14 protein-coding genes are annotated in these 16,003 nt (G+C 45.8%); 3 read left to right on the top strand and 11 right to left on the bottom strand.

The window, feature by feature from the left end; all coding sequences use genetic code 11:
* Positions 1–131 precede the first annotated feature (131 nt).
* Positions 132–1,248 (bottom strand): peptide chain release factor 2 gene (gene prfB, locus ACGHVY_RS17105; RefSeq protein WP_308744778.1). Its coding sequence is split into 2 segments (ribosomal slippage): positions 132–1,184 and positions 1,186–1,248, totalling 1,116 coding nucleotides; the frame shifts between segments, so codons are not numbered across the junction.
* A gap of 84 nt (positions 1,249–1,332) precedes the next feature.
* A complete protein-coding gene (locus ACGHVY_RS17100; RefSeq protein WP_390600130.1) occupies positions 1,333–3,144 on the bottom strand; it encodes an AMP-dependent synthetase/ligase in 1,812 nt (603 codons plus the stop codon).
* A gap of 110 nt (positions 3,145–3,254) precedes the next feature.
* On the opposite strand from ACGHVY_RS17100, the gene ACGHVY_RS17095 reads away from it, so the two are divergent.
* Entirely contained in the window at positions 3,255–4,322 is a 1,068-nt protein-coding gene (locus tag ACGHVY_RS17095; protein ID WP_390600128.1) for a M20 family metallo-hydrolase, read from the top strand.
* Here ACGHVY_RS17095 and ACGHVY_RS17090 read toward each other — a convergent pair.
* Together ACGHVY_RS17090 and ACGHVY_RS17085 are read right to left on the bottom strand one after the other, a co-directional pair.
* Positions 4,319–4,459 (bottom strand): hypothetical protein, encoded by a 141-nt coding sequence (locus ACGHVY_RS17090; protein ID WP_390600127.1) that lies wholly within the window; start codon positions 4,457–4,459, stop codon positions 4,319–4,321. The two genes, ACGHVY_RS17095 and ACGHVY_RS17090, sit on opposite strands and share 4 nt — an antisense overlap.
* Positions 4,460–4,477: 18 nt before the next feature.
* The gene (locus ACGHVY_RS17085) at positions 4,478–5,113 is read right to left on the bottom strand and encodes an HU family DNA-binding protein (protein WP_308744770.1); all 636 of its coding nucleotides are present in this window, start codon (positions 5,111–5,113) and stop codon (positions 4,478–4,480) included.
* Between the two features lie 332 nt (positions 5,114–5,445).
* Here ACGHVY_RS17085 and ACGHVY_RS17080 point away from each other — a divergent pair, with 332 nt between their 5' ends.
* Entirely contained in the window at positions 5,446–6,804 is a 1,359-nt protein-coding gene (locus ACGHVY_RS17080; protein ID WP_390600125.1) for a VapE domain-containing protein, read from the top strand.
* Between the two features lie 200 nt (positions 6,805–7,004).
* Here the strand turns inward: ACGHVY_RS17080 and ACGHVY_RS17075 are convergent, their stop codons facing one another.
* From ACGHVY_RS17075 to dut, 5 genes are all read right to left on the bottom strand, one after another.
* Positions 7,005–8,135, bottom strand: a complete 1,131-nt coding sequence (locus ACGHVY_RS17075; protein ID WP_390600124.1) for an aldose epimerase family protein — start codon at positions 8,133–8,135, stop codon at positions 7,005–7,007.
* 179 nt (positions 8,136–8,314) lie between these two features.
* A complete protein-coding gene (locus tag ACGHVY_RS17070) occupies positions 8,315–9,622 on the bottom strand; it encodes a murein hydrolase activator EnvC family protein (RefSeq protein WP_390600121.1) in 1,308 nt (435 codons plus the stop codon).
* Positions 9,619–10,185: a DUF4292 domain-containing protein gene (locus tag ACGHVY_RS17065; RefSeq protein WP_308744766.1), complete on the bottom strand. Its 567-nt coding sequence runs from the start codon at positions 10,183–10,185 to the stop codon at positions 9,619–9,621. Before ACGHVY_RS17065 ends, ACGHVY_RS17070 begins: the two co-directional genes overlap by 4 nt.
* Positions 10,182–12,026 (bottom strand): tetratricopeptide repeat protein, encoded by a 1,845-nt coding sequence (locus ACGHVY_RS17060; RefSeq protein ID WP_374047368.1) that lies wholly within the window; start codon positions 12,024–12,026, stop codon positions 10,182–10,184. The genes ACGHVY_RS17065 and ACGHVY_RS17060 overlap by 4 nt, the downstream gene beginning before the upstream one ends.
* Positions 12,023–12,457, bottom strand: coding sequence for a dUTP diphosphatase (dut, locus tag ACGHVY_RS17055; RefSeq protein WP_308744765.1), 435 nt, complete (start codon positions 12,455–12,457; stop codon positions 12,023–12,025). Before dut ends, ACGHVY_RS17060 begins: the two co-directional genes overlap by 4 nt.
* Positions 12,458–12,581: 124 nt before the next feature.
* Between dut and ACGHVY_RS17050 the strand changes: the two genes are divergently transcribed.
* Positions 12,582–13,928 carry a deoxyguanosinetriphosphate triphosphohydrolase gene (locus ACGHVY_RS17050; RefSeq protein ID WP_308744764.1) on the top strand — a complete coding sequence of 449 codons (1,347 nt, stop codon included), beginning with the start codon at positions 12,582–12,584 and terminating at the stop codon, positions 13,926–13,928.
* Here the strand turns inward: ACGHVY_RS17050 and ACGHVY_RS17045 are convergent.
* Positions 13,900–14,913, bottom strand: a complete 1,014-nt coding sequence (locus ACGHVY_RS17045) for a GNAT family N-acetyltransferase (protein WP_390600118.1) — start codon at positions 14,911–14,913, stop codon at positions 13,900–13,902. The genes ACGHVY_RS17050 and ACGHVY_RS17045 overlap by 29 nt on opposite strands.
* Before the next feature lie 26 nt (positions 14,914–14,939).
* Positions 14,940–15,758 carry a 1-acyl-sn-glycerol-3-phosphate acyltransferase gene (locus ACGHVY_RS17040; protein ID WP_390600116.1) on the bottom strand — a complete coding sequence of 273 codons (819 nt, stop codon included), beginning with the start codon at positions 15,756–15,758 and terminating at the stop codon, positions 14,940–14,942.
* Between the last annotated feature and the right edge of the window lie 245 nt (positions 15,759–16,003).

The raw sequence follows: 16,003 nt of genomic DNA, 5'->3' as shown, positions 1-16,003 counted from the left end.
TCTTCTTCCTTCTTGCTTATTGCTGCTTTTTTCTTACCCTTACCCATAATAGTTAGCTTTAAAGTTCAACGCTAACAAAGTAAGAACAAATCTTTTAACTTTCCAAGAATAACACTTGCTAATTTTGCATTTTATGATTCCTGTGAAGAAAATTCCATCAGATAGGCTTTGATGAACCCGTCTATCTTGCCATCCATCACTCCGTTCACATCCGAAGTCTGATAGTTGGTGCGATGGTCTTTCACACGGCGGTCGTCAAATACATAGCTTCGTATCTGCGAGCCCCATTCAATCTTCTTCTTACCTGCTTCCACCTTCGCCTGTTCGGCCATACGATGCTGCAACTCCTTATCATATAAGATAGAGCGCAATTGGCGCATTGCATTCTCACGGTTCTTCGGCTGGTCACGGGTTTCGGTATTTTCAATCAGGATTTCTTCTTCCTCGCCTGTATACGGGTCTTTGTACTGATAACGCAGACGCACACCGGATTCCACCTTGTTCACATTCTGTCCACCGGCACCACCGCTTCGGAATGTATCCCATGAGATATTGGCAGGCAGGATATTCACCTCAATGCTGTCATCCACCAGTGGAGTAACGAATACGGAGGCAAAGGAAGTCATACGTTTGCCTTGGGCATTGTATGGAGAAACGCGAACCAGGCGGTGTACGCCATTTTCCCCCTTCAGATAACCGTAAGCAAAATCTCCTTCGATATTGATTGTACAGGTTTTAATTCCCGCCTCATCACCTTCCTGAAGGTTGGCAATGGTAGCCTTATAACCGTTCGTCTCGGCATAGCGCAGATACATACGCATCAGCATGGAAGCCCAGTCCTGGCTTTCCGTGCCACCGGCACCGGAATTGATTTTCAATACGCAAGCCATCTGGTCGGCTTCATCGCGAAGCATATTTTTGAGTTCGAGCGCTTCTACAGCTTCGTAAGCTTTCGCATAAGCTGCGTCCACATCTTCCTCAGTCACCAATTCTTCCTTATAGAAATCAAAAGACAGTTCGAGTTCGTCTGCCAGCGTCTTGACTTCATTATAGCCGTCAATCCACTTTTGCAGGTCTTTCACCAGTTTCATCTGGGCTTCGGCTCTCTTCTGGTCATCCCAGAATCCTGGAGCTTGTGTCCTTAATTGTTCTTCTTCGACTTGAATTTTCTTCCCGTCGATGTCAAAGATACCTCCTCAGCGCATCAGTGCGCTCTTTCACGTCTTTAAGTTGTTCAATAGTAATCATTTGATTTACAATTTTATTATTTACAGATTTCAGATATCGGGCACAAAGATAAGCAAAATTCCGCTACTAAAAAGAAACAGCGGACTATGCGTTTTCTTCATACATCTTTTCAATCAAGTCCTTATAATTTCCCGAAACAACCGAACGCTTCAACTTCAACGTATTAGTCAGTTCCCCACGTTCCATGCTGAATGGTTCAGGAAGTAAAGTGAAACGTTTGATTTGCTCGTAATGCGCAAACTGCTGTTGCAAGGTCTCTATCCGCGCACGGAACAAACCTACAATCTTAGGATGCTGCAACAAATCAGCCATATCTTTGTATTCGATACCCTTCTCCTTTGCATACTCTTTCACATATCCATATACAGGAACAATCAGAGCAGACACAAACTTACGCTGATCGGCAATAATGGCAATCTGGTCGATATACCGGTCGATGACCAACTTCGTCTCTAAGGCCTGCGGAGCGATATACTTACCGTTCGAGGTTTTGAACAAATCCTTGATGCGTTCCGTCAGGAAAAGCTGGCCATTCTTAAAGTAGCCGGCATCACCGGTGTGGAACCATCCATCGGAATCAATGGCAGCAGCCGTAGCTTCCGCTTTCTTATAATATCCCTTCGTGATAGTCTTGCCGCGAAGCAGAATCTCATTATCTTCGCCTATCTTCACTTCAATTCCGGGTAATACGACACCTACCGAACCAATGTCATAACCTACCGGCAACGTACAGGATACAGTCGCCGTAGATTCCGTCAATCCGTATCCGACTATCATATTGATACCTACCGAATGAACAAATTCATTGATTTCATCGGGCACAGCGGCACCGGCAGTCGGAAAGAAGTTACCGTTCTCAATGCCGATCGTCTTCTTCAGTAAAGAATAAATAGTCTTTTCGTAGAACTTATACTTCAGTTGGTTCATCATCGGCGGAGTCTTGCCCTGACGCAGATAATCCAAATTATGGATTTTGCCTACCCGGATAGCGTCCAGCATCAACGCTTTCTTCACTCCCGTCGTTTCATTTATCTTCTCCTGTACACCGGCATACACCTTTTCCCAGAAACGGGGAACGCTGCACATCAGTGTCGGACGGATTTCCTTGATTGTTGTCTGAATATCCGCCGGGCGAAGATTAATGCAAATCTGCACTCCCTTATGGATGCAGAGATAACACCATGCCTTCTCGAACACATGCGTCAACGGAAGGAAGTTCATGGATACATCCTTATCCGACATCGTTGTCAGACGGTCATCGTGCGTACGGAACTGATCCAAGTAGCAGGAATGATGAAGCATTACTCCTTTCGGCTCGCCCGTCGTACCGGACGTATAAAGGATATTCGCCAAGTCATCATAAGAAGCACGCCCCGTACGCTCTTCCACCGTATCATTATGCGGCAATCCCTCTCCCATTGCCATAAATTCATCAAAATAGATAGAGGATACGTCACGAGGATCCTTCACCACCGAACGGTCAAAGATAATCAGTTGTTGCAGGGAAGTACAGAAACCGAAGATACTGAAAGCAGCATCATACTGGAATTGCTCACCTACAAAAAGATAACGTATTTGTGCATCGTTGATGATGTATTGTGCTTGCGCCGGGGAACTGGTTGCATAGAACGGAATAGTAACAGCCCGGTTGGCGAATGCCCCAAAGTCTACATAAAACCATTCGGGTTTATTCTGCGAAAAGATTCCAATATTTTCTTGTTCCTCTACTCCCAGTGCCACAAGTGCGTTGGCTGCCTGCCTCACTGTTCCGGAGAATTGATTCCAGGTAATCGGAATCCATTGTGCTGTCTCGTAGTCACGGTATTTCAAAGCTACCCTGTCGCCGTATTTTTCGGCCTGACGATGGACTAAGACAGATAAATGATGATAAGTCATACTCTTTGTATTAGTAAATATGGCACAAAGGTATTGGTTTTATTTGAAACTATTGCGCAAAACGACTATCTTTGTGCAAATATTATGGTAATGAATAAAAGCTTTGCACTATGAAATATGATATTCCAACCATGACAACAGAGGCTGTAAGCCTCCTCAAATCATTAATCAGTATCCCCTCAATCAGCCGGGAAGAAACGCAGGCTGCGGATTTCCTGCAAAACTATATTGAAATGGAAGGTATGCAGACCGGACGTAAGGGAAACAATGTATGGTGTCTCAGCCCGATGTTCGACCTGAAGAAACCGACTATCCTGCTGAACTCCCACATAGACACGGTGAAACCTGTCAACGGCTGGCGAAAAGACCCGTTCACTCCGCGTGAAGAAAACGGCAAACTGTATGGTTTGGGAAGCAACGATGCCGGTGCCAGCGTTGTTTCTTTATTACAGGTGTTCCTGCAACTATGTCGTACTTCGCAGAAGTATAATCTGATTTATCTCGCTTCCTGCGAAGAAGAAGTTTCGGGTAAAGACGGAATTGAAAGTGTACTGCTGGGGCTTCCGCCCGTTTCATTCGCCATCGTAGGCGAACCGACGGAGATGCAACCTGCCATTGCCGAAAAAGGACTGATGGTATTGGATGTCACCGCAACAGGCAAAGCCGGACATGCGGCACGCAATGAAGGAGACAATGCTATATATAAGGTATTGAACGATATTGCCTGGTTCCGCGATTATCATTTTGAGAAAGAATCTCCGTTGCTGGGACCGGTAAAGATGAGTGTGACTGTAATCAATGCAGGTACGCAACATAATGTTGTCCCCGACAAATGCACTTTTGTTGTCGATATTCGCAGCAATGAGCTTTACTCCAACGAAGAACTATTTGCCGAAATCAAGAAACATATCTCTTGCGATGCCAAGGCTCGTTCGTATCGTCTCAATTCTTCACGGATTGACGAAAAACACCCGTTCGTACAGAAAGCGGTAAAATTAGGATGCGTTCCATTCGGCTCTCCTACCCTGTCCGACCAGGCATTAATGTCCTTCCCATCAGTAAAAATAGGACCGGGACGTTCTTCCCGCTCGCACACTGCAGATGAATATATCATGTTGAAAGAGATAGAGGAAGCTATCGGAATCTATCTGGAGTTATTGGACGGGCTTCTGATTTAACAGAAGCCTATTACAGGCTTCACCGCTTCCACCTTTTTCCTGAGACTGCCATCCAGAACAGGAAAGCGGGTGAAAGCGATACTACAAATCCTTTTATATCCCCCTCCGCCGCTTTCACTTCCATACTGCAAATACATCCCTAAAACCAGTTCAATTTACCGCCGCACCAATTCGCGCGACACCCCGTAATACCCTGCCGCGGGCACATAAATCGGCTGCATAAGTTTACCTATATTCCGCAATTTTCCTTCTTCCTGCAATCGTCGGAGATGACGGTTCGCCGTAGTCCGCGTCATGCAGCACACTTCCTGAAAATCATAACGGAGCATTACATCGTGATCGGCAAAATATTCCTTCAACCGCATATCTATCTCTACTTCCGACAAGGATTCCGAGTGGCGCGCATACTTGCTCCGGCTGACCTTGATACCTCTAAGCTCACCCTTCAGACGGGCATCGGGACGGAAACCGATTGTTTTCAGTTCCATTTTTGACGATTTGTTCTTAGTGCTGCGAGTCACTTTCTGTGTGCTTCTCAAGATAGGGGCAAAATAGCCGAGCCCTTCAATATGCACTTCACGCCCTTCGCGTAGTTCCTCGCCACAAATTTGGGCAAGCATCTCGAATGCGTTTTTCACATCACCCACAGAAAGGGAACTGCGGTTGTGAATCATCCGGCACAGTTTGTCCATCCCCAGCTTTCCGTTCAAAAAAATGCGGGGATGCAAGCCTTTCTCTTCCGAATCGTCGGACTCACCGGGATTCTCATACCAATCGTAAAGTATAGCCATAAGCAGTTAACGTCTTTATAATGAATACTTTTCATGCAAAGCCTTTAGATTTATCAATAAACCACTATTGTGGTTCATTCAAACTACTATTGTTATTCAATTAAATAACCTTCGTTATTTAATTAAACGACGTTAGTGAATCATTGACAACTCTACGGCAAAGATACGATAAATAGTAGTGAAAAGGATGATAAAAAGCCGACTTCTTCCGTTAAGGAAAAAAATATCTTTTTTCTAGAGAAATACTTGCAAACCGGTACCGTCCTATTGTAGATTTGCAGTATCAGCGCTGATAAACAAACCTATTTTAGTCACTTAAAAACAAAAAAATAATGAATGCAATGACATTAATGTGGAAACAGATACTGAAAGGACTGAAACTGTTCCAGATGAAGGAGAATAAAGAAGACGCAACAGAGAAAGTGGAGAAAACCCGGACGAAACCGGCAGAATGTTGTGGAGACATACATATAGACAGTCTCACGGACACCGAACTGTCTGCCGAGAAGGAGAAAAAAGAGAAAAAGGAAGAGACGGAACGAAAACAACCCGTCCGGCTGACACAAGAGGTACGCGCATTCCTGCAAAAGCAGTATGATTTCCGTTACAACTTATTGACAGAAGAAACGGAATATCGTCCCGCAGGCAAACGTGGTATTCCCTTCGAGCCCGTAGGCAAGCGGGAACTGAACACTTTCTGCATGGAAGCACACGACCAAGGCATACCTTGCTGGGACAAAGACTTGAGCCGTTATATCTACTCCACCTTTATTCCTGAATACCACCCCTTCCGGCTTTACATGGAAGAATTGCCCGATTGGGACGGGAAAGACAGATTGGAGCATTTGGCACGGCGTGTCTCCGACCATCCGCTCTGGGTGAAGAGTTTCCACACATGGCTGCTGGGGCTCGCCGCCCAATGGTTGGGCATGACGGGCATACATGCCAACAGTGTGGCACCTATACTCGTCAGCAGCGAGCAGGGGCGGCAGAAATCCACCTTTTGCAAGGCACTGATGCCGCCGGTACTGTCACGCTATTACATGGACAACCTGAAACTGTCGGCACAAGGTAAACCGGAAAGGTTGCTTGCCGAGATGGGGCTCTTGAATATGGATGAGTTTGACAAATACGGGACGCAGAAAATGCCGTTATTGAAGAACCTGATGCAAATGGCGAACCTGAATATCTGCAAGGCTTATCAGAAGAATTTCCGCAACTTGCCGCGCATCGCTTCTTTCATCGGCACAAGCAACCGCTTCGACTTGCTCACCGACCCTACCGGCAGCCGGCGGTTCATTTGTATTGAAGCGGAACATTTTATCAATTGCGAAGGCATGGAGCACGACCAGATATACGCGCAACTGAAAGCAGAACTACTCTCCGGAATCCGCTATTGGTTCACTAAAGAAGAGGAACGGGAATTGCAACGCCACAACACCGCCTTTTATCATCCTTGCCCGGCGGAAGAAGTTTTCCATGCCTGTTACCGGACAGCCGAAGACGATGAAGAAGGAAGCGAACGGCTTTCGGCTTCGGACATATTCAGGAGACTGAAAATGTATAACCCGGCTGCCATGCGCGGAAGTAATCCGGCTACATTCGCACAAGTGTTGCTCGCAGCAGGAGTCACCCGCAAACATACCAAATACGGGAATGTATATCTGGTGAAACCGTTGAAAGCGGCATAAGCCTTAAAAACGGACAAGGGTTCACCCGTAACAAATTGTATCAAAATGGATTAGGCTCCCAATGAAGAAGGTGGAGACGCCAATAAACATCAAAGAGAAAGGTACCGTTTTCACAAACAAAAACAGTGAAAACGATACCTTTCTTCTATGGAATATCTGTTTTTGGGCATCACCCGTTTGCTGTCAAGACAAATATTACATTATTTGTCCACAGAGAACTTAAAAATACATTGACTCATATACTTTTCGCCCAGACGAAGCACAGCCGAAGGCCATTCGGGTTTGTTCGGAGTATCCGGATATTTTTGTGTTTCGAGACATACGGAAGCACGCTGGTTGTAAGTAATGCCTTTCTTTCCGGTCAACGAGCCGTCGAGGAAGTTTCCGGCATATACCTGAATTCCCGGCTCGTTGGTATATACGTCCAGCACAATACCCGTTTTCGATGATTTCAATGAGGCGGCTTTCCGGCTGATATCCCCTTTGGTGTTCAATACCCAGTTGTGGTCATAACCATTGCCGTTCTTCAATTGGACAAAGTCATAATCATTGATGCGCGCACCTACCGGAGTCTGTGTACGGAAATCCATCGGAGTGCCTTCCACCGGAGCTATTTCGCCCGTGGTCATGAATGTACTGTCCACCGGAGTGTAATAATCTGCGTCAACAGTCAGCAAATGGTCGGCATTGCTGCCGGCATCTCCGTCAAGATTGAAATAAGAGTGATTCGTCATATTCACGATAGTAGGCTTGTCGGTTTCCGCTTCATACCGGATATCAATGGCATTATCGTCTGTCAGTTTCATCAACACCTTGCAGGTGACATTTCCCGGAAAACCTTCTTCACCGTCTTTTGCGACATAGGTAAGTTCCACTTCCTGAGGATTCGGCTGTACTGCGTCAAACACGCGGTATTGGAAACCTTGCGGACCGCCGTGCAGGCAATGCCCGTAATTATTGCGCGGCAACTGGTATTCAACACCGTCCAACGTAAACTTACCCTGATTGATACGGTTGGCATAACGCCCGATGCTCGCACCGAAATCGGAAGGTTTGTCGATATAGTCCTGAATAGAATCGAAACCAAGCACTACATCACGCATCTGCCCGTCTTTATCGGGAACCATTACGGAAACAATGCGCCCGCCGAAGTTTGTGATACAAACTTCCATATTTTTCTGATTACGCAAAGTGAACAGCCCGGTTTTCTTTCCATTCACTTCAGCTTGGAATTTACTCTGCAACAAGCCGGAATCCGTTGTCTTTTCGGTCTTCGGCGTACAAGCCGCCATCAGAAAAGCGGCAACTCCCCATACACATAATTTTCTCATGTCCCTTTGTTTTATCGGGAGAACGGTTTTAAAATTCATATCTATTCTATTTAAAGTTTATGCCGCAAATATGGAGAAAAAAAAGGAGTTCTTTTAGCACAAACTATTCAAAATAGGATAAAATAATGCCAAATACCTATCCGGAAAGATATAAATGAGGGGAAGTACGGCCGTCTGTTTTACCGATTGAGCCAAGGTTCCGGATTCAGTTTTTCCTTTTCCCGCCGTAGCTGGAAATGCAATACTGTCCGTCCATTGTCCGTCCCGTCGGAAAAGACTTGACCGATAGATTGCTTCGTTTTCACCGTATCACCAATCTTGACCGAGGCCGAAGAAAGGTTGCAATAAACAGAAATGTAGTTGCCGTGACGGATAAGTACATTGAATAACCCGTTCAACTGGAATACAGCCGCCACTTTGCCATCAAAGATGGCACGCGCCTGGGCACCGGGTTTTCCCTGAATATCAATTCCCTTATTATCCAGTTTTACGTTGCGGAGCCCTTCCACTGCATATTGCCCGTAATGACTGGTAATGATATAAGCACCGGATATAGGCATAGGAAGTTTCCCGCGGTTGGCGGCAAAGCTGCCGGACAGTTCCCGGTCTGCCTTGCTCATGGTGTAGGCTTCGAGAGGTTTCGAGTTCGTTTTTGCCGCCGCCCCTGTTCCGGCGGATTGGCTTTCCTTGCCTTCCGCCTTCTTACGTGCAGCCGCTTCACGACGGGCTTCTTCCTGAGCACGCTTGCGGGCGCGCTCTATCTCTTCGGCAATGAGCTTGTCGATACGGTCATTCAGTTGGTTGGCTTCTCTCCGCTTCTTATTTATTTCACTCTGCAGACCTTTCTGTTTCTTCTGCAGGTTAGCAACCAGCGTCCGTTTTTCCTTCTCCTGAGCTTCCAACTTTATTTTTTCGCCCTCTCGTTCTTTCAACAGGCTCTCTTTGGCAGCTTTCACTTGCTGGCGTTCCGCTTTTTTCTTGCGTATCTGCTCCTGCTTCTTCAGAATCTCTTCGCCTTGCAAACGTTGGTAGGTGGCATACTCACGCACATAGCGCATACGGCGATACGTCTGCCCCAAATTCTTGGCAGAGAAGATAAACATCAGTTTTTCCTCTATCGACTTATTCTTATAAAGATACTGTACGGAGGCTTCGTATTTCTTCTTCTTGTCTTTCAAGTCCTTCTCCAATGCCCGCAACTGACGTTCCAATGAGTTCAATTCACGTTCAATGGCTTCCACATCATTATTGATAGCGAGGATATAACGCTTCCGCTCCTCAATCTGCCCTGTCAATGCAGCCAGGCTATTCAACTGGCTGCCTACGTCTTTCTTTGTATCTTTCAATATGGATTCCGACTCGGCAATCTGCTTTTGCAGCGCACCGCGTTTGCTTTCCAACTCACGAATCAACTTATTCGACTGAGCGGAAAGTGGAACTGCCAACCACAGGCAACTGATAAGAATAACAAAGAAACGTTTCATCATAACAAAGCCGTCAGCATTTTTACTAGTTCTTCCAAAGGAACTTGCCTGTATTTAGAAGTCAGTTCCGTAGGAGTCATGGAAAACTCTTTCGTGGAAAACTCATAAAGTTGTACTTTTGCTTTCTCCAGCGAAGGGATACCTACATCTTTTCCCGTCAGTTCCGTCTTGCCGCCGGGCAGGGAGGCATCCATCAATATCTTTTCCAGACGGGAATACTCCGCGTTCTTCGGCAACATTCCTTTCAACTCCTCTTTCGTCGCACGGACAAATCTCCTATTCATCCGGTCTACCAGCAACACCTCGTCAGGAGTAATCTCGATACGGGCAACTTCCGTACGCAGAATAGGCATCAGCAGAGAGACTTGTACCCGTTCGTGAGTTTTCATCTTCATTGTTCCTCCTACGGACATGCTCCCCCCTTTTTTGTTGGGAATAGTCAGTTGAAGCTTGGAGGTCAGATAGCTGGATACGGGAGCCTTCGTTTCCGAAGTCGCCAGGCGCTTCGAACTCTTACAGCCGGCCAGCACGACTACCACCAGCAATAGATAAACTATCCTTTTCATTCGGCAATATATTTCTTCTTTTCTATTTTCTGTTTCAATGTTTTCGACTCACTGCCCATTTTCTGTGCCTGCTTCCAGTATTTCAACGCACCTTCCACATCACCGGTCATAAAGTAAATATCTCCGCAGTGCTCTACAATCACATCACTTTTCTCTCCGTCGCTCTTCATCGCATTATCAATGTAGATACGAGCTTCCGCATAATTTCCCTTTTCAAAAAGAATCCAGGCATACGTGTCGAGATAAGTGGAGTTATTGGGTTCCGCCTTTACGGTCTTGTAACTCATTTCTTCCGCTTTATCCAAATCACGGCGTTCCACCGACAGATAATAAGCGTAATTATTCAGTGCGCCGATATTAGAAGGATTGTACACCAAAGCTGAATCGTAAGCTGCATAGGCCTCTTTCATCTGCTTTTTTGTATGATAAATATCCCCCATTATCGAATAGAAATCCGAGATGATTTCTTTTCTGGTATCGGGAGTTATGTGCTCCAGCGCCCTATTGCAGACACTTAACACACTGTCTGCCTGCTCCGCCTGATGATAGGCAATAGCCAGATAATAATAAAGGTCCAAAGCATCCGGAGTAGCCTCAATGCCCGGTTCGCACACTTTTATAATCTGCTTGTAATCCTCCTTCTTCACGGCAGCGCTGACCAGCATCAGGCGGGCAGCCTTGTTGGTCGGGTCTAAATCAACGACCTGTTCCAATACCGGGACAGCTTCCTGTTCCATATTCTTCGACAGCAGATACTGCGCATAAAGCATCGGCACCTGCGGGTCATCCTGATCCTGCTTCATCATCCGGTCAAACAAAGCAATCACCTGAGTACTGTCCTTGGCCGAAGACTGCTCGTTCTCCACAATTATCTGACGCATGACGTTGATTTTCGTATCAGGAGTCACTTTCTTGTTCAACAACAATGTATCCAGTTGTTGCTGGTACAATTCTTTCTGCCCGGTCTGTTCATAATAAGAAGCCATTGAAAAAAGAGCCATCGGATTGTCCGGCTCTGCCGCCAACACTTTCTGATATGTCTCGTAGGCTTCCTCTTTCTTTCCATTCTGTAGATATACATCCCCCAGGATTACCTGATAGCGCATATCCATCGGATATTCCTGCACCAGGCTCTCAATCTCCTGAAATGCTTTCTTATCATCTTTCATCTGGAGATAGATACGGAATTTCTCCATAGACAACTGTTCGTTCTTGCCCAAACGCTTCTCCAAACGGTTCAGAGTGGAAATCACATCAGTATACTTTTCCTGACGACTGTAAATGTCAAGCAGACTGAACAAGGGCTCTTGTTTCGCCGGAAAGCGGGTAACCATTCCTTCGAGTAAAACAACCGCTTTATCCAATTCATTCTGCTGCTGATATAAATTGACCAATCCCTGACTATACCAGTAATTGTCGGGTGCATAAGCCACTGCCTTCTCCAACGCATCCTGCCCCTGCGGAACCTGACGGAGAAACATATAATACTGGGAAACCTCGTAAAGCGCGGAAGAAGCATTCGGATTGATATCCAAACAATGCTGCAACAAACCAAAAGCAGCATCGTATTCTTTCTTTTCCTTCATCCGCATGGCTTCCAGAAAGAAATAGTCATATTTGCGCTGTTGTTCCGCCGTTAATTGCGGAACAACAACATTCTCTTTCCGGAGTTTTCTTTTCTTATCCTTCTTTTTCTTTACTTTCTTTGCTACTGCATTCGTACCAAGAGCATATCCCGACACCACAGCCGTGCCGCCGGCTACACTCCCTACCACCTGCGCAGCCATACAGGAAGTAAGCAGCAAAGTACTTAACAGTATGAATGACACTATCCTTTTCATTTTTTTCCTGTATGACCGAAGCCGCCGGCTCCCCGTTCTGTTTCGTCCAACACTTCCACTTCCTGCCATGCCGGCTGCTCATGTTTTGCTATCACCATCTGCGCAATACGTTCACCGTCTTCAATCACAAAAGGCTCAGAAGACAGATTAACCAGGATAATGCAGATTTCCCCCCGATAGTCCGCGTCAATCGTCCCCGGAGAGTTGAGCACGGAAATACCTTTCTTGATAGCCAGTCCACTACGGGGACGGATTTGTGCCTCAAAACCCTTCGGAAGAGCAATATACAACCCTGTCGGCACCAGGCAACGCTGCAGTGGTTCCAGGGTGACAGGCTCAGAAAGATTAGCGCGGATATCCATTCCTGCAGACAATTCGGTGGCGTAAGCCGGAAGCGGATGCTTCGATTTATTGATAACTTGAATATTCATAAGTGCATGTTTACTATTTAACGGGCGAAAATACACATTTTGAACTGAAAAATAGTTAAGTTTGCAGTTAAATAATGTACCGTTCCCCAAATTGTAAACCGTAAATAGTCAAATCGTAACTAAAATGATGAATTGGAATCAACTAATATCAGCCAAACGCTTCGGAATGGAAGAATTCCACGAAGAGCGTCAGGAGAACCGCTCGGAATTTCAACGGGATTATGACCGTCTTATCTTTTCCGCGCCTTTCCGCAGACTGCAGAACAAGACACAAGTATTTCCTCTGCCGGGCAGCGTCTTCGTGCACAACCGGCTCACGCACAGCCTCGAGGTTTCCTGTGTAGGCCGTTCGTTAGGCAACGATGTAGCCAAAGCCATCCTGCAACGGCAGCCGGAACTTCAAGAGTCTTTTCTGCCGGAGATTGGTTCTATTGTATCCGCTGCTTGCCTGGCACATGACTTGGGCAACCCGCCTTTCGGACACTCCGGCGAACGGGCTATATCCACTTTTTTCTCCGAAGGAAAAGGGTTGCGTCTGAAAGAAAAACAACCGGACGGAACTCAACTTTCTGCGATGGAATGGGAAGATTTGACACATTTTGAAGGAAACGCGAACGCATTCCGCCTCTTGACTCACCAGTTTGAGGGACGCCGGAAAGGTGGATTTGTATTGACGTATACCACATTAGCATCTATTGTAAAATACCCCTTTTCATCGAGCCTGGCAGGTAAAAAATCGAAATTCGGCTTTTTCGTCAGCGAAGAAGAGAGTTTTCATAAGATTGCGACAGAGCTGGGATTGACCTTGCTGAATGAGCATCCTTTAAAGTATGCACGCCACCCGCTGGTCTATCTAGTCGAAGCCGCAGATGACATTTGCTATCAGATGATGGATATTGAGGACGCCCATAAGCTAAAAATACTCACTACGGAAGAGACAAAAGAGTTGTTAATGGCATATTTCGACGAAAAGCGGCAGGAGCATATCCGGAAAACGTTCCTGATTGTCAACGACACAAACGAGCAAATCGCTTACCTGCGTTCTTCCGTTATCGGGTTATTGATCCGTGAATGCACCCGCGTGTTCCTCGAACACGAACAAGAGATATTGTCCGGCACTTTCGAAGGGGCACTTATCAAGCACGTCTCCGAACGCCCGGCAGAAGCGTACAAGCACTGTGCCGAAGTCTCTTTGAAGAAGATTTACCGTTCGCGGGACGTATTAGACATTGAGCTGGCCGGTTTCCGTGTCATCAGCACGCTGCTCGAACTGATGATAGACGCCGTGACTTCCCCCGGAAAGGCTTACTCCGAGCTTCTGATTAACCGGGTTTCAAGCCAGTATAATATAAAAGCGCCTGCACTCTATGAAAGAATACAGGCGGTACTTGATTATATATCGGGAATGACCGATGTCTTTGCGCTTGACCTTTACCGAAAAATTAACGGCAACAGTCTGCCTGCGGTGTAACCACCTTGGGAGTAAACGCTTCATCATCCTCACAAGGCATTTTCAGCGCATCCGGATGGCTTTCTATAAACGTCTGGATGTGCCGAATCCGTTTATCTTCCAGTATTTCATCCACGGCAATCAGTATTCCGGTTTCTTCCACATTGCCGAATTCATAATTGATGGCGGTCCCGAACATCCGCATAGTAGGACTCAGACTCATATAGGCATTCACTAGAGGCGGAATGTTATACCCCAGTTTACGAATCTCACAATTCAGGATTTTATAGTCTTCCTTAAAGGTATCCTTGCAGAATAAAGCCCGCAATTCTTCTTCTGAAGTCTCCGGTATCAACGGTTTCATCGGAGTGACAAGCTCATCCCTGTCACAGAAATGCTTCTTGAGGAAATAAAGAATCATATCGCGCCCACGACGGTGGTAACTGGGATACATGGTCACCTTTCCGAAGAAATATTTCACATTCGGCATTACTACCGTCAGTGCCCCTAATCCGTCCCACAGATTGTCCAAAGCAAACAAGCCTTTGCTTCCGGCACGGGTAGACTGATATTCGAGCGTGACAAACGAACGTCCCAGTTCAATCGTCTGCGGCAAATATTCTTTGATAAAAGGCTCTGAGAAATGAAACATATGGGAAGTAGCCAGAATCGGAGCACCTTTTTCATCGAAACGCACGTCTGTCCCAAGCAGATACCGGTAACCACCCAGGATTTCTTCGGCTTCCGGATTCCAGACAATCAACTGCTTGTACGGATGTTCCATTATGTCGTATTCGTCTATATCCATCGACAGACCTGTCCCCCCACCAGCAGCACGGAAAGCTATTTCACGCAAACGACCAATCTCTTTCATCACATTGGGAGCATTCTGATGAGTAATAATATAAATCTGATTATTACTCTTATTTGTCATTCGTAAGCGTCTGTCTTCCGTCAACTCGGCTTTCAGCAGTTCCTTGCTTATCGGCTTGATAATCTCTTCCATATTTCTTGTTATAGTTGTTCTATCAGTTACAGTTTATATACAATATCCTTTACGTATTCGGCCCATTGTGCCGGCGTTTTCGACTTATCGAAAGTCTGCCAGGGTATCGGCTTGCCAAAGGTGACAGTAAAAGTCTTGTGGCGGTTCTTAAACATTTCATCCGCAAGATACAACATGGCTATGTTAAACTTAATACCCAGTGCCTTACAAATATTAGCCAGATTGTAGAAGAAATCAGAGTTTCTGCCTCCAAAATGCACAGGTATCACATCACGTTCTGCTTGTATGCTCTTTACTACAAATGTCTTTTTCCATTCCAAATCACGGATTACTCCATTCTGCCGGCGCGAACACAGCCCGGCAGGAAACATGATAAGCTGATCGTCAGACTTGAATCCGGCTTCCACCATTTTCGGGAAATCCTTCGCCTGTTTGCCGGTCTTATTGATAGGAATACAAAGCGGAGCCAATCCGCGGAGATTCATCAACAAATCATTCACCAGGTATTTCACCTTTCCGTCATAATGACGTCCCAGCACATAACCCAGCGCAACACCATCCTGTCCGCCTAAGGGATGATTGGAAACAAAGGTATACAGACCATCTTTGGGAAGATTCTCAATACCTTTCACATCTACTTTCGCATCCAAAAATCCCATGCATGCCTCCAAGAAGTCCACCCCTACCTTATCTTTCGACTCATCCAAAAACACATTAATCTCATCCTGATGAACTATTTTCTTCAGATAAGAAACCACAAACTTAGGGATGTACTTATATTGCTTCGGAGCCTTCGTCCGAAGTATCTTATCGACATCGATTAAAAATAAAGAGTCATCAGTCATTCTTTTCAAATAAAAATGATGCCACAAAATTAGCGGTTCTTTTTTATTAATTGCAATAATTCGGTAGAAAATGCAGGATTTAAGTTCAGAAGGCAAAAAAATACCACCCAAAAACTATCAAATACCACCTAAAAACTATCCGCGGATAGTTTTCGGGTGTTTTTTAGTCGGATTCCCTCCCGTCCGGTTTTCGAAAATGCCGTAAACTTGCAACATCAAAATTTACGAACGAATATTCACAATTT

The organism is Bacteroides sp. f07 (assembly GCF_042854785.1).
Taxonomy (GTDB): domain Bacteria; phylum Bacteroidota; class Bacteroidia; order Bacteroidales; family Bacteroidaceae; genus Bacteroides.
This window is presented reverse-complemented; position numbering and strand designations above follow the sequence as displayed.